Genomic DNA, 20,720 nt, shown 5'->3' with positions numbered 1-20,720 from the left:
TCCTGTTTTGACGCGCATCTTTTTCCGAAAACCGTTTCACACTTTTCGGGATGCACTCTGATTTAAAGAAAAGCCCGCCTTGAGAAATCAAGGCGGGCTTTTTGTTATGCTGCGACTTTGGCTCTCTGTTTTCTGGCGGATTGCCAGACCAGCGGCACAAGAATGAGCGCAACTGCCGGGAAGATCAGCCAGTTGATCGTCTGCCAGCCGGACGAATGTAGCAGTGAACCGGCAAAGAAAGATGCGCAGGCGACCGTGCCGAAGACGAGAAAGTCGTTTGCACCCTGCGCCTTGCCGCGTTCTTCTGGCGTATGGCATTCGGCAACCATAGCGGTCGCACCAATGAAGCCAAAATTCCAGCCGATGCCGAGCAGGATCAGCGAAATCCAAAAATGCGTGAGATCAAGCCCCGATAATGCAACAATTGCCGATAGAGCGATGATCAGCAAGCCAACAGCTGTTACACGTTCCTTGCCAAAGCGGGTAATCAGCAATCCTGTGAAGAAGCTTGGCCCGAACATAGCTAGCACATGCCACTGAATACCCAGCGCTGCGTGATTGACGGAATGACCGTGGCCAACCATGGCAATCGGCGCTGCGGTCATCACGAAGGTCATCAGGCCATAGGAGACGACACCAGAAGCCACCGCCAGCATGTAACGCGGGCTTAGCAAGATCTCCTTGAGCGGGCGTCCGTTGCTTCCGCTATTGGCAGATTTTGCGGCTTTGGGTGAGCGCAAAAGCATCAAGACAGGTATTGCCATCAGCGCGAGAGCGGCCTGACTCAGAAAGCTGCCAGCATAGGGCGTGTTGGGCAGTGCATCCCGCGTCCAGATGACAAGTTGCGGGCCGATGATGGCTGCGATCAGACCGCCGACCATAACCCAGGAAATGGCGCGGGCCCTGAGCGGTCCTGTTGCGGCATCAGTTGCAGCAAAGCGATAGCTCTGCACATAAGCGGCATAAAAGCCCGCGATGAAAGTGCCGAAGCAGAAAATGATAAAGGACGCCGAGAAGATGCCGAAAGCGGCGACCAGACCGGCCGTCATGCCAAAGCCAGCGCCGAGCAGATAGCCATTGCGACGTCCGAAGGATCGCATGATAAACGCCGCGGGCAGAGTTCCCAGCGCCAGACCAAGATTGAACAGGCTGACAGGAAGTGTGACCAGTGCCGGATCAGAAGAAAGCTGCTGCCCGACCAATCCACCCAGCGAAATGATGATCGGTGGGCTTGCTGCACCCAGAGCCTGTGCCGCAGTCAGCACGAGTATATTGCGTCTGGCGATTGTCTGGTCGGTCATGTCTGCACTTCTTCAAAGTTGCCTTGATAATCGTGCCGGGCCTATTCAGCTGGCACCTGGAAATGTGTGCAAATCACCGCCATCACCTGCCGCGCTATATCGCTTTCAACGCGATACCAGATCGTTTGCCCGTCGCGACGCCCGGCAATGATGCCATCACGTCGCAGCAAAGCCAGATGCTGCGAGACCGTGGAGGCACGCAAGCCGATCAGTTCGGCAAGCTGCCCCACTGACTTCTCACCACCATGCAACCGGCAGAGGATCATGAGCCGGTGATTGTTGGCGATTGCCTTGAGGAATTCACTTGCCTCGTCGGCCGCAAGATGGGTTTTTACGCCGGGGTCGATTGGGTTAGGCTTATTCATGTCTTCGTATCTACGAAACTATGAAGATATAGTCAATCTTACTGAAAAGCGGGTATCAGGAAATTTCATTCCGATTTCCGTTTCAAACTGTAAGCGGTGGTGAAAGCGCTTCTGTCTGCAGCAATGATATTGTAGCGTTGACGCCTTGCTGTTTTTGGGTCGCGCTATTTTTTGGGTTGGAGTCGTCGTGCGTATATCGGTCTTGTGGGTTGTGTTTGGAGTTTTATTGTCTGGTCAGGCACATGCGGAAGATGACTGGAAAGCCGTCGAAGTTATAAAACCCTATGCAATTACTGGCCGCACCGGCGCTGAGCTTTATGAATCCATCGGCGAGCGCGGCCCTAAAGCCGGCAAATCCCGCGTGATCGCGCACACGACCTTTGTGTTGACCTGGGACCGCAAGTTCGACAATTCCAACAATGGCTGCACAATTGTTTCGGCCAAGCCCAAGCTGAAAATCACCTATACGCTGCCCAAGCCTTCACAGAAGCTGTCCTCTCCGGTGAGAGAGAACTGGGAACGCTTCTATGATGGCATCTACAAGCACGAGCTTGTTCATGGCGACACCGCCAAGGACATGACGCGTGAAATCGTCCGCACAACGGTTGGGCTTTCGATCCCGAATGATCCAAAGTGCCAGAAAATGCGCCGGGAACTGATCAATCGCATTACTGCGCTGGTCGAGGTTCAGCGCCAGCAAGGCCGTGATTTCGACCGTGTTGAAATGGGGTCCGGCGGCAATGTCGAGCAGCTCATTCTGGCGTTGGTGAATGGAGGCTAGAATTTCCAGCAAAAGTGCGTGAGCCTTTTGCGTCGGATAATGCGTTATGAAAAAGATAGAGCGGTTCCCAATTGGAGCCGCTCTGGCCCGTGCCAGCAATCCGGCATGGGCTTTTGTGTTTAAATGAGTTCGGCGCGTAGCGCTTTCGCTGCCGCCACCATGTTGACGAGGGCAGGGCGCACCTCGTCCCATTTGCGGGTTTTCAAACCGCAATCGGGATTGACCCAGAGCTGTCCATCGGAAAGCTGTTTGCGGGCAAGCGCCAGCAGGTCAGTCATTTCACTGACTTCCGGCACGCGTGGTGAGTGGATGTCATAAACGCCCGGTCCGATATCATTCGGATATTTGAACGACTTGAACGCATCGAGAAGCTCCATGCGTGAGCGTGAGGTTTCAATCGAAATCACGTCGGCATCCATATGAGCAATGGCGTCGATGATGTCATTGAACTCCGAATAGCACATATGGGTGTGGATCTGTGTTTGGTCGGCTACACCGCTTGAACACAGACGGAAGCTTTCGACAGCCCAATCGAGGTAGGTCGACCAGTCAGCGCGACGCAGCGGCAAGCCTTCGCGCAAGGCGGCCTCGTCGATCTGGATCATGATTGCACCGGCACCTTCCAGATCGCTCACTTCGTCACGGATGGCGAGCGCGATCTGTCGGCAGGTTGCGGCGCGCGGAATGTCATCACGAACAAACGACCAGTTGAGGATCGTCACAGGCCCGGTCAACATGCCCTTCATAGGCTTATCCGTCAGTGACTGCGCGTATTTCCACCAGGCAACCGTCATCGGCTCAGGACGGGAAACGTCACCGAAAATGATCGGAGGGCGGACATAGCGCGAGCCATAACTCTGCACCCAGGCGTATTTTGTGAAAGAGAAGCCCGAGAGCTGCTCGCCAAAATACTGAACCATGTCGTTACGCTCGAACTCGCCATGCACCAGTACATCGAGGCCGATTTCTTCCTGCCAGCGAATAGCGGCTTCAGTTTCGCGCTGGATGAAGCTCTCATATTGCGCATCGGTGATCTCACCTTTGTTGACCGCTGCGCGTGCTTTGCGCACTTCAGGGGTCTGCGGAAAAGATCCGATTGTCGTGGTGGGGAAAGCGGGCAAGCCGAGCTTGTCGCTTTGAATTTTGCGTCGCTCGGTGAACACGCTGTTGCGCTTCTTTTGAGCTTCCGTGACAGCGGCAACGCGCTGTTCAACAGCCGGACTGTGGACCTTTGGCGATGTGCGGCGGGCTGCAATGGCCTCACTTGCGGCTTTCAGTTCTGAAAGAACCGTGCTTTTGCCTGACGAAAGCGCACGTCCGAGGATAGCAATCTCATCGATCTTTTGTGCTGCAAAAGCGAGCCAGTTTTTAAGTTCTGCATCGAGCCCGGTTTCCAGTTCAAGATCAATCGGTACATGCAGGAGCGAGCAGGATGGGGCAATTTCGATGCGTTCCAGCCCGCGCTTTTCAACGATGGGCTGAATGCGGTCGATGATGGCATTGAGATCGGCGCGCCAGATATTGCGGCCATCAATTACACCGAGAGAAAGATGCTGATCGGGGCGTGCTTTCGCTACAATGTCGTTAAGCTGATCTGCGCCGCGTACCAGATCGACGTGAAGACCCGCGACCGGCAAAGCCAATGCAGTGTCGAGATTGTGGCCCAGCTCACCGAAATAGGTAGCAAGCAGGATTTTCGCGTCGGAAGCAGTGGCAAGACGCTGGTAAGCAAGTTCAAATGCAGCTTGTTCATTTGGGATGAGATCGAGAGCCAGCGCTGGTTCGTCAATCTGCACCCAGTCGGCACCGGCATTTGCAAGTTCACGCAGCAACTCTTCATAAACAGGCAGCAGCTTTGGCAGCAAGGCTACAGGATTGAAGCCTTCAGCGGTGGATTTAGCCAGCTTCAGGAATGTAACCGGGCCAAGAATAACTGGACGTGTGTGGATACCCAGTGCCTTGGCTTCGAGGAAGTGTTCGACCGGCTTGCGGGACGAAAGCCTGAACTCCTGATCATCGGTGAGTTCTGGCACCATATAGTGATAATTGGTGTCGAACCACTTGGTCATTTCAAGCGCAGTCACACCATGACCATGCCCATGTTCTTGATTGCCACAACCGCAATTGTTGCTTGTTTTGCCTTCGCTGCCACGCGCCATGGCGAAATAAGTCTGGAGCGATACGTCGCCGCTTGACCAGCCGTAACGGGCAGGGATGGCGCCGACCATTACAGCCGTATCAAGCACATGATCGTAAAGAGAGAAGTCGTTTGATGGAATTTTCGTGATGCCGTGATCGCGCTGTTCGGCCCAATTGGCCGCGCGCAAAGCGCTGGCAATAGTGAGCAGTTCTGCTTCAGACGATTTACCTGCCCAGAAAGCTTCGAGTGCAAATTTCAGTTCGCGATGACGGCCGATGCGCGGTACACCAAGGGTGGCGGTAGCGACGGTGGTTTGTGACATGGCTATATATACCCCGATATAGATGGGGGCGCGGGTTCACAGACGTGCGCGAAAAGGCTGCTTCTGGCAACCAGACCTGCAACACTCCGGGACACCCCGCCCGTGGACGTTGTTTTGTCATGGCAGGTCTCCTGGCTCGCGGGTCAGCGCCTCGATCCGCCTTCCCGGAATGTTTCGTTCCAGTGGCATGATGGATCAAGGCTCGCCGCTTACAGTTGCGGGGGCAGCACCGGTTTTGTCTTCAACGCACCGGTTTCCCTCTTAGCTTTCATCTGAAGTCTGACGAAAGAACCATAACGCCGCTCAGTCTGCCGGAAGCTTCACTGCTTGTCAATATTATATAAAGAAATGTTTATGTGTTTATGTCTAGAAAATGCCCGCACTTATTGCTTAGCCGAAAGTACTAAGTGCTCAGAACGAAGATCGGATGGCTTGTGTGAGAGAAATTGAATAAAAACAGATAATTAAGGGATCAGCGCGTAATCTTCGTGAGCGTGGGAAATATCAATTGATATGGCCCTGCGCGGGGACTCGTGCTAACGGTGCCACTATTGGGCTGGTTATATGGTCGGATATCTGAGCTAGATATCTGATTTCACTGATTAAAAAAGAGTTGGGTTTAGCCGAATCCTCAACGGCGATTATTCGCATTTTCGCCTTGAGGGGGCAGGATATGTTCGTATGAGTTTCAGATATCCCTGGCAGAGGCTGGCTTTGTTACCGCGTATTGGTAAGCAGATCATACTGCTGCTGAGCGACTGCCTGTTGTTGCTGCTCAGCGCCTATCTCGCCTTTGTCATGCGGCTTGGCTTTGTTTTTGTCCCGACGCAGACGCAGATTTTCCTGATCGCCATCGCTCCGGCTCTCGCAATCCCCGTCTTTATTCGTTTTGGTCTTTATCGGGCAATTATTCGCTATCTGGCCGAGCGAGCCATCTGGCCAATCTTTCAGGCGACCGCTATTGCAGCCCTATTCTGGGTGGCGCTGGTCTTTCTTATGGAATCATACGGCGGTGCTGGTTTGCCGCGTTCGGTTCCTCTTCTCTACTGGCTTTTGAGTACGGTGCTTATCTCTGCCAGCCGCTTTGGTGCGAAATGGCTGCTGCGCAGTGCTGAATCCAATAAGACCTATTCGAGCACAGCCCTCATCATTGGTGTTGGTGAGCCAGGACGTCAGCTGGCAACCGCACTTCGCAGCCACAGTGATACACATGTGGTCGGTTTCGTTGATCCAACTGGCCAGCTTGGCGGCATGGATATCATTGGTCTCCGGGTCTATGACATTGCAGCGATCCCGCGTTTGATCGAGAATTTTGGCGTTCGTCAGGTTGTCATATCCGAACCGGAAATCGATCAGAAGCAGCGGCAGGAACTTGCACGTCTGCTCGGGCGTCTGCCGGTTAGCACCCGCATTCTGCCGCCTATTGCTGATCTGACGGCTGGCAAATATCTTGTCAGTGCTCTGCGCAATGTCGAGATTGACGATTTGCTTGGGCGTTCGCCTGTGCCGCCAGATGTCGATTTGCTCCGCGAAGTTGTTGAAGGGCGACGCATTATGGTTACGGGCGCTGGCGGGTCGATTGGCAGCCAGCTCTGCCGCACGATTGCGCAGTGGAACCCAAGCTGCATCGTGCTTTTTGAATCGAGCGAATTCGCGCTTTATCAGATCGAGCGACAGTTACGGCAGATTGCGCAATGCGATGTCATTCCGGTGCTTGGCACGGTGGCTCATCGGCAATGTGTTGAAAAAGCTATCCGCGCCCACACCGTTGACACGGTTTATCATTGCGCAGCTTATAAGCATGTGCCGCTTGTCGAAAAGAACCCGCTTGTCGGTATCTATAACAACGTGTTCGGCACGCTGAACGTGGCTGCCGCAGCTTTTGCGACCGATGTCGAACGGATGGTGCTGATTTCATCCGACAAGGCCGTGAGGCCAACAAATGTTATGGGCGCAACAAAGCGTTGGGCCGAACTTGTCGTTTATTACTACGGGACACTCGCCGAAAAGGCGGGTCATCATAAATCGTTCTATTCCGTCCGCTTCGGCAATGTTCTGGGCTCTAACGGTTCAGTGGTTCCGCTTTTCCGCGAACAGATCGCCAATGGTGGACCCGTCACGCTCACGCACGAAGACATGACGCGTTATTTCATGTCGATCAAGGAAGCGGCCGAGCTCATCGTGCAGTCCGGCGCGATTGCCAAATCCGGTGATACCGTGCTTCTTGAGATGGGCGATCCAGTCAAAGTTCGAGATTTGGCCGAGAACATGATCCTGCTTGCTGGATTGACTGTACGCAACGCAGAGAATCCTGATGGAGACATTGCCATTGAGGTGACGGGTATTCGCGAAGGCGAGAAGATGTATGAAGAGCTTTTCTACGATCCTTCTCAAGCTCAGACGACGCGCCACCCCAAAATTATGCGTGCACCAAAGGGTCAGAAGGTTGCTGTGGACGTCCCTAAAAGCCTTGATACTCTTCGGGCTGCGATGGAGACAGAAGATGCCAACGCTGCCCGCAAGGTTCTGTTTGACGTCATAACTTCCTGAAGCGTCCGCGAAAATCGAGCAGCAGCAAAAGCACTGCGACCGCGGCGGTGAGCACGAATATAATCTGCGAAAGCATATGGTCGAAAACCATAATTGCAGCCGCACATGTTATCAGAATGATATTGAGCAGTGCGACGTGGCTCACCACCTTCGACACGCTCCACCCGGCCCGTTTGGCGACCTGATAGGCATGTTTTGAATGTGCTTTCAGAATGTTCTCGCCTGCCAGACCGCGTAAGATGATCGTCGTGCCAGCATCAAGCACGTAATAGAGCGGCAGAATAAGCGCGACCGCTATATGCGTTTCCCGTGCCAGAAGCAGAAGCGCGGTTCCGGCAAGCAGCCCCAGCGGAAAGCTGCCGGAATCGCCCAAAAAAACGATTGCGGGTGGACGGTTGTAAAAAGCAAACCCGAGAAGGCCGCCTGCTATGATCGCGGCAATTGTGCCGCTTTCAACGCCTGCGAGCTGAAACGCTGCCAGCAGCGCAATTCCAGCCATGGGTACGCCGATGCCTGCGACAGTCATGCAATCCAGGCCATCCATAAAGTTTGTGACATTGATTGCAGCGACAAGCGTGATGACGATCAGCGTGATCTCAGCCCAATGAGGCAAAAGCTCTGGCAATAGTCGGAAATCGGGGCCGAGCCCATAAACCACCAGGCATGCGGCTACAAACTGCGAGCCAAAGCGTGTTGTGACGGAAAGCTCAAAACGATCATCCAGTCCACCGATAACCCAAAGCAATAAACAGGCACCGCTGAGACTGAGAACCAGATCAATAGTCAGCCCAAGATCTGTGCCGAACATTAAAAGCGAGACAATAATCGCCGGTATGAGCGCAAGGCCGCCGATTTGCCGGGCAGCTACGCTATGGTTGGAGCGCGCGTTGAATTTTGCCGCAAGAAAGCTTGCTGGCAGAAGTGCGGATAAAACATAAAGACCGACGCCGCAAAGAATGGCGCTTGCAAGAAAGGAGACCAGCAACAAGATCATTGCAACAACCAATAAAAAATGACTCTATCATCGAATTACCAGCTTTGGATGCGAAGGCAAATCCCTGTGCTTGGCTGATTTGCGTCACTGATCATACTCTGAGGAAATTCTTTATCCCCAGTCCTTGTAAAGCTTGTCAGATTTCGTCGATAGGCGATTGCACTTGGCGCGGGGAGCGGCTATAAGCCCGCCCAATCGATCGCATAGATCTGATTTGTTGGGGCGTAGCCAAGCGGTAAGGCACCGGTTTTTGGTACCGGCATCCCCTGGTTCGAATCCAGGCGCCCCAGCCATGAATAGCAATCAAAATCAAAGGCCTATTGATTCTGCTTATCTTTCCGCTTAGGTGAAACTCTTCAGTTTTCTCATACTCGCCGGATGTGCCCTTAACTGCGGCACAGAGCAATCACACATGCCGATTCTTGTGAATTTCGGTTTCGTGTCAGCTCCAGACCGCGGATATGACATGACAGTCAGACATCAGGTTCAGAATCTTCAGCGGCGCGGAAATATTTTCTATTGGCGTCCGCGTCTCCCCGCACATTTGGGATGTAATATTGGCGTGCGTCACCTTGTTGTCAGTCTCAAACAATCTGATCATCAGCAGGCAGGCTACATGGTCCGCAAGCTCAATCTGATGCTGTTTGAAATCGCAGAAAACCAGCGAAGTGCATTGATGTCGAAAGAGCCCTTCAACGATTGTTCCAGCCCGAAATTGTGCGGATGAACGATCATGTGGAAAATCTTCAGTTCGCTGGCCAACGCGCAGAGGCAGGCTTTCACCAAATCGATAATATTGGCGCTGATCTGGAAGTGGGCTGGGCATACAGGTGAATTGAAAAATTTGGTACCCTGCATGTTCTGTTTGAAAGCGAAACCTGTCAGGGCTGGCGTTTCCTTAAGCAATCAAATGTGCCACATAGTCACCGTCAGGATATGGTCACAACATATCATCAGGAACGCGTTGACGCGGAAGTTTCGCGGGAGAGATATCCGCGTTATCACGGAAAAGCACGGATTGGCATATTCGATTTTTAATCTGGAGAACGCCAAAGCTCAGTATTTTAAAGCCCCACGGCGATCTGCTGCTGAATAAGCAAGAGCTTTACCTAATCGAGTTTCCTGCTGAACAGGTTGACGTGGGAGGAGGACAGACATTGCTCTCGATGGAACCTTGTGATCATTGACTCAGATGAGCGTAGGGATGACGATCTAAATATAAAAATGAAAGCACGTTTAATGATCTTTGTCGAGTTTTCACATTGTGGACAAGCACAAATGCAGCAATAGACCCCAAAAGAGCCTGATTCAATGATAACCACGCAGTTGACTTAGAAGCGCTATTTCTTCAATTACGCTATAACGCATTCATAAAAATATTCGAGAAAGTGGCAGTCGTGACAAATAGAAGATTGGCCCAGATAAGATCATGAGTACCGACATTTCAGCAGCAAACGTAACCCATGAGGTTGTAATCGCCGAGCCAACAAAAGGTGCAGGGGTTGCCGTTCGTGATATCTCAGAAGCTCTATCGAAATATCGATTGGCTTTGATATTCGGATGGCAAGATGTCGCTCAACGATATCGCCGATCGCGTGTCGGCGCTTTCTGGTTAACGTTGAACATGGCCGTATTTATTGGCGCGCTCGGACTGATCTTTGGAACACTTTTTCAAAGTGAGATGCGAGAGTTTCTGCCCTATCTGTGTGCTGGTGTTATTACGTGGGGTTTTATCTCAACCTGTTTAAATGAGGGATGCACAACATTCACTTCTTCGGATGGCATAATTCTGCAAGTTCGAATGCCTCTATTTACGCACGTAATGCGTGCTATATGGAGGAATGTAATAATATTCGCTCATAATATCGTTATTTTTCCTGTTCTTCTTTTAATCCTAGGTAAAATGATTAGTCTGAATGCGCTTTGGGCTGTTCCTGGATTCATATTATTGTGCCTCAATCTATCGTGGATGATGCTTATTTTGGCTATTCTCTGTGCTAGATTTCGCGATATGACTCAGGTTGTAACGAATATTCTGCAAGTTCTGTTCTATGCTACGCCAATTATGTGGATGGTTAAAATTCTACCTGATCATGTTTCACGCGTATTCATTGAGTTGAATCCGTTTTATCATTTTATCGAACTTGTAAGAGCGCCGTTATTCGGCTCACCACCATCACCGCTGGATTGGGCCTTTGGGTTTGCGTGCGCGATAATCGGTTGGATCGTCGCAATTATATTTTTCGGGCGGTATCGTTGGCGCGTAGCGTATTGGTTGTAGAAAATGAGTCTAATTCAGCTTCAAAATGTTAGCGTCGAGTTTCCGATCTATAACTCGACAAGCCGTTCGCTTAAAAACCGTGTTCTTAGCATCGCGACGGGCGGGAAGATCGAAAGGCGCAGCGATCGTCTGGTGATTGTACGTGGTCTCGACAATATTTCCCTGACATTTAGGGATGGGGACCGAGTCGGGCTGATCGGCCATAATGGGTCGGGAAAAACCACATTACTTCGCGTTTTGTCGGGAATTTATACGCCAACGCATGGAAGTTCCGTCATCAATGGCAACTGTGTCTCGTTGATTAACATCAATCTTGGAATAGATCCAGATGCAACGGGGAAAGAGAATATTCGTCTGCGCTCCGCAATGATGGGTATGCCGCCTGAGGAAGTTGCTGAAAAATTTGAACAAATTGCTGATTTTTCGGGTCTTGGCGAATTCTTGGATGTTCCGTTCCGCACCTACTCTTCTGGCATGCAGTTAAGGTTGGCGTTTGCGACTTCAACTGCTGTTCGACCTGAAATCCTGATAATGGATGAATGGCTTTCAACCGGTGACGAGGATTTTAAGGAGCGAGCCAATGCACGTATGCGCGAACTCGTTGATTCAACAAAAATACTCGTTCTGGCAAGCCACTCAAAAGATTTGATGAAAAAGAACTGTAACAGAATAATCTGGCTTGAACACGGAAGAGTTAAAATGGATGGCCCACCTGACGAGGTCCTCCAAACCTACTTCGGCGAATAACAGAATTGCGTCTGTATTTCTAAAAATCAAAAGCGTATTGAAATAGATTAAGAACACAATACGCCTTTGTATATCACATGTTAAATGCCAAAAATTCGTTTGGCGTTTAAGGTCGGAATCACTAGCCCTTTTTATATGTGGAGTGCGCGGGTAGCTGTTAACACTGAAAACTACCAGTGTGTCAGTTTTCGTTTCCATTGCAGGATGTTTTACAACTATGCCAAAATTCGCTAGTCGTTTCAGACAGTTAACAAATGCATTGCGCTATCTGGCTCGCGGAGACTTTTCAGGACTGGCGAACCGTCTGAAGTGGTATGGACGAGAATACTCTCATGTAAAATTGCGTCGACGGCTTGCAAATGGAAACGGCATTGTTTGGGGTATTCTTTGCACCCCTCATACCCTGTTTATTGCACGAACAATAGCTGATCGTTTGGCGTTCCATGGAATCGAAAGTGAAATCATGATGGGCTCTGTGAAGAGTTTTAATCATGATCTTTATGTCGTTCTGTGCGCACAGATGTTCAAACGTCTTCCCCCCGCAAACAAACGTGTTATATTTCAGCTCGAGCAATCCGTCAGTTCAAGATGGTTTACGCAAGAATATATGAAGACACTTACGGGTTCTCTGGGTGTTTTGGAGTACTCTCTAACTAATATCGCTTTCCTTTCAAAGAATGAACTTAAGTATCCTAACGTACATTATCTGCCTATAGGTTCTTCTAAAGATGAGACATTTACAGATAATGCAGTGACAAAAAAATATGATTTTATTTTTTATGGCGATAGTTTGAGCAGTGAAAGGAGACGCAAATTTATCGAAAAGCTGCAAGAAAAATATACCGTAAAAATATGCAATGATTTGTTTGGTCGTGAACTTTACGCGGCTATTCAGGAAGCCAAAGCTGTTATCAATATTCATTACTATGAAGGCGCTTTATTAGAAATGCCTCGCATATGCGAGTGTATTTCATTAGGTGTACCAGTTCTTTCTGAAGGCACGAGTGACCAGAACGAGTATCCAGAACTCGAAGGTGCTGTAGCATTTTTCGATGAGGGCTCAATTGACAGCATGTTGGCTGCAGCGTCTGAGATGCTGAATAACATTGAAGCCATAAATGAAACCATCACAGGTGCGGTCTCACTGAGCGCGGCACGTTTCAACTTTATGTTTGACCGCTTTCTGGTGGCAGTTGGAGTCGTTCCGGCCAACATTATTCTTGATGAGCAAATATATTTGGCTCGTAAAAGTGATTTTTTTGCTCTGTCGTTGCCAGAAACGATTGAACGACGCAGGGCTATATCTAAGTCACTACCGGATGGTTGCGAATTATTTGATGGCATTCGAAACAATTTGGGCTGGATCGGCTGTGGTAGCAGTTTTAGCGCCTTATCGCGTTATTCACTTGCAAATAGTATAAATAGGTTGACCGTTATTGAAGATGACGTCGACCTTCCTGTAGATTTTAATAGCGTACTTCATGAGGTGAACGGATACCTCGAAACACGAAAAGAAAGCTGGGATATTTTTTCGGGTTTGATGGCCGACTTACACCCCAAAGCAAAAATTTTATCTGTTGAGAAGGTTGGTGGACGCACCTATGTCACCATCGACAAAATGACGAGTACCGTTTTCAATATATATAATACAAGTGCACTGAAAATTTTGTCACGATGGAATCCCCTCGATGCCGATGCTGTCACAAATACAATAGACAGATATCTGGAGCGTCAGGAAAATTTGCGAGTTGTTGTCGCCTTACCGTTTATTGCGGGCCACAAGGAAGATGCGACATCAACTCTTTGGGGCTTCGAGAACACGCGTTACACCCCAATGATTGCAGAAGCACAGAAGAAGATAGAAGCTTTGGTGCACGATTGGCGACTTTCACAGTAGCAAATGCGGGGACGTCGTTCCTGCTGTATTAGACAGGTAGTGTTTCATCCATTTCAATTCTCTTTCTGATTGGTGACTTTTTGAGAGCATCTTTCACCGAGCGCAATGTTATACATCCATAATCATATGACATGGGAGATGCAAAACGAACAAGGCAGTAGCTGTTGGTTGTCAAAAAAACGAAGAATTTAGGTTTTGGCAATGGTGGTGAAGATATTAGAGCAAGGACACGGGATGATTGTCCATGCAGAAAGACAAGTCTCAAATGACAGGTCCGACTATGCTAGGTTAGCACTCCAAAATCAAAGCCTACAGTCCGCCTTAGATGTCTTGATTCAGAAAATTGCGGAGCGACTTATTAAATTGGTATATAGCCGACATAATAAGCAATCCTATCTTAAAGATTTTGCAGAAGCTCCTTGGTATGAAAGAGTGTAGTAATAAAATGACCACCGTTAGCGTGATTATTCCTTATTATAATCAAGGAAAATATCTTCAATCTGCTGTGCAGTCAGCGCTGTCCTCTTATGAAGGGGATATTGAGGTGCTTGTTGTCAATGATGGCAGTACTGAGGGCCATGCTAAACATTATTGCAATCAAGCCGAAAATCTTGATCCCCGAGTTCGGGTTATTCACAAAGAGAATGGTGGACTTTCTTCAGCAAGAAATGTTGGTATTCGTGAAGCTAAGGGTACATATATACAACTTCTCGACTGCGATGATGTTGTGTTACCTGGAAAAATCCAACGTCAGGTAGCTCAGCTAAAGTATTCCAGAGACAAAATCGTTTCTATATGCGGATATTATATTTCGAACGAGTGGATGAGAGGGCTGCGGGATGACACCCATTCGATAAACCGATTTCCATTCACACTCGAAAGCTTCCTATTTGTGTGGGAACGCGGTTTTTCAATACCGATTCATTGCGGGTTATTTCATCGTTCTGTTTTTGAGGAGCTGCTTTTTGAAGAAGAGCTTTATGGAAAAGAAGATTGGGTGTTCTGGTCTACTCTAGCCGGCAAACGGCGGAATGGTTTCATTTACAGTCCGTTTATAGGAGTAATTTATCGCTTACACGATAGCGGCATGACAAGATCGCTCAATAAAATGGGAGAATCTTGGCTACAGGCTTCCCAAATACTGGACAAACGCTTCGCTACCCAATTTCCAAAATTTGCAAACGCCTCAACCGATTGGCATAAGAAATTCTATCAAGGTCGCAAACTGTCCAACGAAGAAAAAATCGAGCTCTCTGCCAGCAGATATGTTTCGGGCGAAAGCCAGAAACGAAAAAGCTCTGTAGCTGACTCTGATCCCACCGTTACCTCGAAAAAGGAACACGGATCGTTAAACGATGTCGCGCCCCTTGTGTCGTTTGTCGTCCCGGTCTTCAATCACCGAGCTTACCTGAAGCAGTGTATAGACTCCCTTGCCAATCAAAAGACCGAAATTCCATATGAAATCATTGTTGTCGATGACCGATCTAATGAGGTTGGGGTAGTTGACACTCTGTGCGGCATGGATACTGGTTTAATACCGTATAAAGTTTTTCAGAATGATGAAAACTATGGTATTTCAGTAACACAAAATTTGGCGGTGCAGCAGTGTAGAGGTGAATACATCGCCTTTGTGGACTGCGATGATTATGTTTTGGATACAGCTATTGATAGAATATCCGAGGTGATAGCAGAAACATCTGCAGATTATATTTTTACCGATAAGGACCATATAGACGAAAACGGAAAACTTATATCTCGCTTTAATTACGGCGGGTATCCGTGGATTACGCCCTCAGCGTCAATCGAAAATGATGTTTTACTTGGAATGGTCGCTTCCCATCTAAAGGTTATCCGGCGCCAGCTTTATTTGAAGCTTGGAGGAAGTGATCATAATTATTCTGGTGTCCAAGATTGGGACCTTGCATTACGCACCATTGGCAAAGGTAAATTCCATTACCTTAACAGCGCATTGTATCGACACCGTATCCATAAAAACTCTGTCACGAGCTCCGGATCTGTTACACAATTCTGGATGACAAATGTGTTGCGTAGAAAATATCTGGAAAAATTCAGTAGTGAGAAAAAGCTGTCGATGATGATTGAATTAAACAACATCGATACAAAAGACATCTCACATATATCTGAACTTTTCAAAGAAGGTGTACGCTACACTTATCGAACCAACCGAGACTCCCTTTCAAATAGACAGATAGACATGCTGCGCGAGTTTAATACATACTTCGACCGGATTTTAGTATCACCGGGAGATGCTGCCTCATTGATGGGTTATTTATGGGACCATCGGATAATCTCTGGAAGCTCAAACAACTATAATAGAGAATCGATGATACATTGTAAATCTTGAGTATTTATATTTTGCGAGCTTGGGTTAGATTGATTTTGCCATAAATTTGTCCACTTTCGTCCACATGGGCACCTACGGAGCCCATGTGGGGATTACCGATACGTGCGCGACCTCGGTAAAGTGCCACGGTAAAATGTTTCGGAATATTCCGCCTGGTAACCGCCCGATTGTTACCGTGGGGAATATGTCTTGACACGTTCGACGACTTCTTGGTCATCGACAAAGCATTCGAGGAATTCTTGCCATTTTTCGGCTGATTGACGCGCGTCGGCGAGTATCTGTCTGAGTTCATCGATACCGTCGTCCGTTAGAGCGGAAGTGGTTTGATCCTCGCCGGTTACGACAGTGACTATATTTCCATAGGTCAGGTTATCGTCATTGCGGATGATCGCATACAGAAGGTCAGCATCCTCGTTGAGCATTTCGGCGACATAGTCTGTGTTGTAGACAAACGTGACCGTCGCCATCATGCTGCCTTTGCATGTTCTGCTGCGAGAGGCATCCAATTCCATGGCAGCAATTCATCGAGCCGATTGATTTTGTGATCGTGAATGCGGTCGAGCACATCGGCCAGATAAGCTTGCGGATTGAGACCGCTCATCTTCGCCGTTTCAATGATCGTCATGGCGCGTGCCAGAGTTTCCGCGCCAGTATCAGCGCCTGCGAATAACCAGTTGCGGCGTCCTACTCCTATTGGCCTCAGGGCTCGCTCCGCAGCGTTGTTGTCTATGGCCACACGCCCGTCCTCCAGGAACAGGGATAATGACGGCCATCTGCTCAGCCCATAGCGCAAAGCCTTCGCCAGTTCGCTTTTGCCCGGAATGCTAAGCAACTGCTTTTCCGCCCATGCGCGCAGTTCCTCGACCTTTGGCTTGCTGTGCTTTTGACGCGTGGCGAGCCGTACATCGGCGGGCCGGCCTGCAATATCCCGTTCGATATCATACAGCACTCCGATCCAGTCGAGAGCTTCGCGCGCAATCCCGGATTTGTTCGCGACCCAGATATCATGAAAGTCACGCCGCCAATGCGCCCAGCAGGAAGCCTCGCGGAAGCGGCAGTTCCCACCCGCATCAGGTTCGTATAGTTTTGCGTAGCCTTTATAACCATCAGCCTGGAGGATGCCGCTCGCTTCTCGCAGATGATGATGGACGTGCTCTTCCTTCCAGTCGGGAGCGAAGTAATAAACCGCACCCGGCGGTGCGCCGCCTGCCCATGGACGCTGATCGCGGACATATGTCCAGATCCTGCCCTTCTTCACACCTTTGCCCAGTTCCTTGTCGCGCAGTGAGCGATCCAGCACCCGGATCGGGGTATCGTCAGCATGGAGGAGATCACTTTTCATGATCTCCTTCTCAATTCGCTCGATCAGCGGCCGAAGCACTTGCATGGCACGACCGCACCAGTCCACCAATGTGCTGTCAGGTATATCGGCACCCATCCGCGCGAAGATCTCGTTGAGGCGATAGAGCGGCAGGGGATCATCGAACTTCGAGACCAGGATATAGGCCAGAAGCCCGGCACCCGCCATACTGCCGGGTATTGGGCGGCTGGGCGCAGGAACTTGCACCATTTTCTCGCAGCAACGGCACGACCTCTTTGGTCGGGCGATCTCAATGACCTTCATCGTCGCTGCGATCATGTCGAGGATTTCGCTGACATCCTCTCCGACAAGGCGCAATTCTCCGCCACAGGCAGGACAACAATGACCGGGATCAAGTTCCCGGCGTTCGCGAACGGCATTTTCCGATACGCGCGGACGTCGACGCAGAGGCCGGGGCTGTGAAGTCTCCTCCGGGACGCAAGCCATCTCGTCTTCAAGCTCTTCAACGGGCGCAGCCTCGTGTTCGGCACTGGCGATCAACAGATCCTCCAGCGCCAGCTCCAGTTGCGCAATTTCCCGCTCAATCTTTTCAGAAGACTTGCCGAAGACCTGTTTCTTCAGCCGGGCAATGCGCAGCCTCAAACCCTGGATCAGGTGATCATGCGCTTTCAACGCCGCCGACATCTTCGCATTCTCCGCCTGCAAGGCGGTGATCATCGCCTTCAGAAAGGCTGGATCGTCAGGAAGAATTGAGCTCGCATTCGACATGATCCTGACTAGCATAAGTCAGGGCAGAACGCCATAAAAACAAGTAGTTTCAGTAAGATAAAAATCAACCGACACGTGCCGGCGGAGCACCCCAGTCCGAACGCCTCCAGTCTATTCCTTCCCATAGCATCGCCAGTTGCGCGGCTGTCAGTCGAGCCGTCCCATCGGCCGCTGAAGGCCAGGGGAAACGGCCTTTCTGCAGAATTTTATAGTAAAGGCAAAATCCCTGGCCATCAAAATACAGGAGCTTCACCCGATCACCACGCCGCCCGCGAAAGGCGAAGACAGCTCCACCTGTCGGCTTCTGGCGCAAGACATCCTGTGCCAACATCGAAAGGCCCTCAATGCCCTTCCTCATATCTGTGACGCCGCAGGCAAGGTAAACCCGAACGCCGGTGCCCGGTCCAATCATGCCTGTTCCACCGCCCGGATGAGCCGCGTCAGCACCGCGCCTTCCACTTGGCTGTCAAAACAAAGACGGCGGCCGCAGCGCAATTGCAATTCAACCATTGAGGATGAAGCATCGACGGAACTGTTCGCCTCAGAGCCGGACGGAGCGGCAGTCATGTCAACGGGAACAAACAAGGGCTCCGGCGAGCGAGGCAGAAGCCCCTTCCTCTTCAACTCGCTACGCCACATATAAATCTGCGGACGCGATACATCGTGACGTAGCGCAACTTCTGTTACGGTCGCGCCATCAACCCCAACCGAATTGACTATCGCAAGCTTCTCTTCGGCCCGCCACCGACGTCGGCGTTCGTGGCCCAGTATCTCCATCCGCATCGTCTACCTCAATCTCAAGACACGTCATTAACGACGTCGCTAAAGACGTGTCTTACGTCACGAGGCCTTGCTTAAACAGGCGGTAGCAATCGGGCCATTACGGTTTTCAGATGGATTTTGGTTCCGAACCCTCTACCGGAACGGCCGAGCGCTTGACCTTCCGGAGATTGATCGCGACTTTGCGGCAAGATATTTTTCGGCGGAATAGAGTTCGATTTCCTACATCTCGGAGATGCCGCGAATTTCAGGGGACACGAGCCTCATAAATTATACCGTCCAGATTGTTGCTTATCTTCGCATCGGGTTAGTATAAGAAATCCATGCGCGCCTCACAGCACGACTATATCGTCCATTGTCGGCCGCCTGTGATCGCTAAGTTATACTGTGTGAATAAGGGAAAGCGCAATGGCCAGCAGCAATGGTGCTACTAAAGCAAAAACATCGCAGCCATCGACTGATGAATTAGTCATGGAAAACGCCGCGTTAAAACTCACGGTTGAGAATATTATAAAAAGGATGTCGGATCAGAACGCCGACTACAGAATTGCTCTTTCGAAAGCAACCGCTTTGGCAACAGTGTATGAACGTAGAGCGCGTGAGGCCCAGACGAAGTTAAATGCTTTTGAGAACAGCCAAGCATGGCGGGTCGTGAACGCTCTCACAAATAGGCTAAATAAAGTTCCAATATTAAAAAAGCTTATTTTTCGAAGCTTAAAAGTCGCCAAATGGACTGCTAATGGTCAGCTACTATTCAAAGTTCGCCAATACAGGTCCGCTCGAAAATTTTTGGAAAAAAGTGGCATAGACGATGAAAATACAGCTGCTCCACCGTCGGCGTACATATCCAAGAGGAACGCACTCCCGCTTCCTTTGCTGGATAAAATCATGTCTTTCATGAGGTCAAATGGCCCTATTGAACTTTTAATGGCGATTAATTTTTATGCGGGTGGCGGTGCAGAATCCGCCGCCTTAGAATATGTAAAGACTTATGCAGAGAAGAAGCCAGAGCAATCAGTTTTAGTATTGATGACTGATAATGGACCGAGGAGCAGATTGCCTGATTTACCAAATAACATCATCGTTATTGATCTAAAAGATATTGATGCTGCTGACCCTTTAGTCCGCGAAAGTATTTTATATTTAATTATAAGGTCTATTTCGCTCAAAATGATCCATATCGTTAATTCGATCCTCGCTTACAATCTTCTACAAAAAATTCCGATTAGGTTTCTTGACGACATTAATATTGTGGCGAGTGTGTACGCGTTGCAGTTCGACCCAGCGGACAACACGAAAATCATTGGATACGCGCAAGATTTTCTTCCACCAACAATTGAAAAAATCCAAACAGTCGTGACGGATAATGCCCGCTTTGCTATCGAGGCACCGATTAAACTCAAAATTACAGAGCACGCGAGCAAGTTTTTGACTGTTTATAACAAGTCTAAACTCGACACTGCCGTCAGCCTTGAAGAGTCTTTAGCGCTTTTGCGCGCCCGCCTAAAGAATTTAAAAGGACATCCGCGACTTAATGTTGTCTGGGCTGGCCGCTTGGATAAGGAAAAGCGTGTTGACCTTCTGTTAGAGATTGCAAAACTTACTGTGGATTTTTGTGACTTTTATGTCTTTGGAAGTTCAGTGGTCGACAAAGATTATGAATCTCATCTCGAGCAGACAAAAAATCTGTTTCTATGTGGCCCGTATAAAACACCTTTGGAATGGGACGAACAAGTTCGAGGTAACGCCTTTTTGTTTACGTCAATATGGGAAGGTATGCCTAACACGTTGATTGAAGCTTCTTATCTTGGCTATCCGGTTGTTGCTGCAGATGTTGGCGGGGTTTCGGAGTTGGTGACTAGTGAAACAGGATGGCTGATTGATAGGTTTGGTTCAGCACAGCATTATGCTGATGCGTTAACCTACATCTATTCAAACAAAGACGAAGCGGAGGCACGTACTAAAGCTCTGATCGACCTTGCCCATTCTCGCCATAACAGTAAAGCCTACTCTGCAAGCCTATCAAAAGTCACTGGTTACGGCTTTGTCGGGGATTAGAGAACACGATATGTCGCCAAGAAACCCCTTCCTCAAAAATTTTTAGAAGT

Annotated in this window: 17 protein-coding genes, 1 tRNA gene and 1 riboswitch; of the genes, 10 read left to right on the top strand and 8 right to left on the bottom strand. The window is 49.5% G+C overall.

Annotation, left to right across the window (positions count from 1 at the left end):
• Positions 1 to 104 precede the first annotated feature (104 nt).
• Both ACSME1_RS13120 and ACSME1_RS13115 read right to left on the bottom strand, forming a co-directional pair.
• The gene (locus ACSME1_RS13120) at positions 105 to 1,301 is read right to left on the bottom strand and encodes an MFS transporter (RefSeq protein ID WP_435655344.1); all 1,197 of its coding nucleotides are present in this window, start codon (positions 1,299 to 1,301) and stop codon (positions 105 to 107) included.
• A 41-nt stretch (positions 1,302 to 1,342) separates the two neighbouring features.
• Positions 1,343 to 1,666: an ArsR/SmtB family transcription factor gene (locus ACSME1_RS13115; protein WP_264232302.1), complete on the bottom strand. Its 324-nt coding sequence runs from the start codon at positions 1,664 to 1,666 to the stop codon at positions 1,343 to 1,345.
• Positions 1,667 to 1,859: 193 nt separating this feature from the next.
• Here ACSME1_RS13115 and ACSME1_RS13110 point away from each other — a divergent pair, with 193 nt between their 5' ends.
• Positions 1,860 to 2,447, top strand: a complete 588-nt coding sequence (locus ACSME1_RS13110; protein WP_435655451.1) for a DUF922 domain-containing Zn-dependent protease — start codon at positions 1,860 to 1,862, stop codon at positions 2,445 to 2,447.
• A 119-nt stretch (positions 2,448 to 2,566) separates the two neighbouring features.
• On the opposite strand, the gene metE is transcribed toward ACSME1_RS13110, so the two are convergent.
• Positions 2,567 to 4,909, bottom strand: coding sequence for a 5-methyltetrahydropteroyltriglutamate--homocysteine S-methyltransferase (gene metE / locus ACSME1_RS13105; protein WP_435655343.1), 2,343 nt, complete (start codon positions 4,907 to 4,909; stop codon positions 2,567 to 2,569).
• Between the two features lie 104 nt (positions 4,910 to 5,013).
• Positions 5,014 to 5,220, bottom strand: a riboswitch (cobalamin riboswitch).
• Between the two features lie 370 nt (positions 5,221 to 5,590).
• Between metE and ACSME1_RS13100 the strand changes: the two genes are divergently transcribed.
• Positions 5,591 to 7,459, top strand: coding sequence for a polysaccharide biosynthesis protein (locus ACSME1_RS13100; protein WP_435655342.1), 1,869 nt, complete (start codon positions 5,591 to 5,593; stop codon positions 7,457 to 7,459).
• On the opposite strand, the gene ACSME1_RS13095 is transcribed toward ACSME1_RS13100, so the two are convergent.
• On the bottom strand, positions 7,446 to 8,453 hold the full coding sequence (locus ACSME1_RS13095) for a glycoside hydrolase (protein WP_435655341.1): 1,008 nt from the start codon (positions 8,451 to 8,453) through the stop codon (positions 7,446 to 7,448). The genes ACSME1_RS13100 and ACSME1_RS13095 overlap by 14 nt on opposite strands.
• A gap of 218 nt (positions 8,454 to 8,671) precedes the next feature.
• Here ACSME1_RS13095 and ACSME1_RS13090 point away from each other — a divergent pair.
• The 7 genes from ACSME1_RS13090 to ACSME1_RS13060 all read left to right on the top strand — a co-directional run bounded on the left by ACSME1_RS13090 (position 8,672) and on the right by ACSME1_RS13060 (position 15,743).
• Positions 8,672 to 8,746 (top strand) — tRNA-Gln (locus ACSME1_RS13090).
• 173 nt (positions 8,747 to 8,919) lie between these two features.
• Positions 8,920 to 9,180 carry a DUF6538 domain-containing protein gene (locus tag ACSME1_RS13085; protein WP_435655340.1) on the top strand — a complete coding sequence of 87 codons (261 nt, stop codon included), beginning with the start codon at positions 8,920 to 8,922 and terminating at the stop codon, positions 9,178 to 9,180.
• Between the two features lie 6 nt (positions 9,181 to 9,186).
• Complete coding sequence (locus ACSME1_RS13080) at positions 9,187 to 9,549, top strand: hypothetical protein (protein WP_435655339.1); 363 nt, start codon at positions 9,187 to 9,189, stop codon at positions 9,547 to 9,549.
• A 333-nt stretch (positions 9,550 to 9,882) separates the two neighbouring features.
• Positions 9,883 to 10,734, top strand: a complete 852-nt coding sequence (locus tag ACSME1_RS13075; RefSeq protein ID WP_264232307.1) for an ABC transporter permease — start codon at positions 9,883 to 9,885, stop codon at positions 10,732 to 10,734.
• A gap of 3 nt (positions 10,735 to 10,737) precedes the next feature.
• Positions 10,738 to 11,481 carry an ABC transporter ATP-binding protein gene (locus tag ACSME1_RS13070; RefSeq protein ID WP_264232308.1) on the top strand — a complete coding sequence of 248 codons (744 nt, stop codon included), beginning with the start codon at positions 10,738 to 10,740 and terminating at the stop codon, positions 11,479 to 11,481.
• 217 nt (positions 11,482 to 11,698) lie between these two features.
• Positions 11,699 to 13,378, top strand: coding sequence for a methyltransferase type 11 (locus ACSME1_RS13065; RefSeq protein ID WP_435655338.1), 1,680 nt, complete (start codon positions 11,699 to 11,701; stop codon positions 13,376 to 13,378).
• A gap of 445 nt (positions 13,379 to 13,823) precedes the next feature.
• Complete coding sequence (locus tag ACSME1_RS13060) at positions 13,824 to 15,743, top strand: glycosyltransferase family 2 protein (RefSeq protein ID WP_435655337.1); 1,920 nt, start codon at positions 13,824 to 13,826, stop codon at positions 15,741 to 15,743.
• Positions 15,744 to 15,913: 170 nt separating this feature from the next.
• Here ACSME1_RS13060 and ACSME1_RS13055 read toward each other — a convergent pair whose 3' ends face one another.
• The 4 genes from ACSME1_RS13055 to tnpA form a co-directional block, all read right to left on the bottom strand.
• The gene (locus ACSME1_RS13055; protein ID WP_435655450.1) at positions 15,914 to 16,210 is read right to left on the bottom strand and encodes a hypothetical protein; all 297 of its coding nucleotides are present in this window, start codon (positions 16,208 to 16,210) and stop codon (positions 15,914 to 15,916) included.
• The gene (tnpC, locus tag ACSME1_RS13050) at positions 16,210 to 17,832 is read right to left on the bottom strand and encodes an IS66 family transposase (RefSeq protein WP_435655336.1); all 1,623 of its coding nucleotides are present in this window, start codon (positions 17,830 to 17,832) and stop codon (positions 16,210 to 16,212) included. The genes ACSME1_RS13055 and tnpC overlap by 1 nt, the downstream gene beginning before the upstream one ends.
• A gap of 64 nt (positions 17,833 to 17,896) precedes the next feature.
• Positions 17,897 to 18,244 carry an IS66 family insertion sequence element accessory protein TnpB gene (gene tnpB / locus ACSME1_RS13045; protein ID WP_435655335.1) on the bottom strand — a complete coding sequence of 116 codons (348 nt, stop codon included), beginning with the start codon at positions 18,242 to 18,244 and terminating at the stop codon, positions 17,897 to 17,899.
• Positions 18,241 to 18,615: an IS66-like element accessory protein TnpA gene (tnpA, locus tag ACSME1_RS13040; RefSeq protein ID WP_435655334.1), complete on the bottom strand. Its 375-nt coding sequence runs from the start codon at positions 18,613 to 18,615 to the stop codon at positions 18,241 to 18,243. The genes tnpB and tnpA overlap by 4 nt, the downstream gene beginning before the upstream one ends.
• Before the next feature lie 405 nt (positions 18,616 to 19,020).
• Here tnpA and ACSME1_RS13035 point away from each other — a divergent pair, with 405 nt between their 5' ends.
• The gene (locus ACSME1_RS13035; protein ID WP_435655333.1) at positions 19,021 to 20,670 is read left to right on the top strand and encodes a glycosyltransferase family 4 protein; all 1,650 of its coding nucleotides are present in this window, start codon (positions 19,021 to 19,023) and stop codon (positions 20,668 to 20,670) included.
• Positions 20,671 to 20,720 lie beyond the last annotated feature (50 nt).

The sequence above is a fragment of the Brucella pituitosa genome, from assembly GCF_965577835.1.
Taxonomy (GTDB): domain Bacteria; phylum Pseudomonadota; class Alphaproteobacteria; order Rhizobiales; family Rhizobiaceae; genus Brucella; species Brucella pituitosa.
Note: the sequence above shows the minus strand (reverse complement) of the source record. Positions and strands in the feature narration are given on the sequence as shown.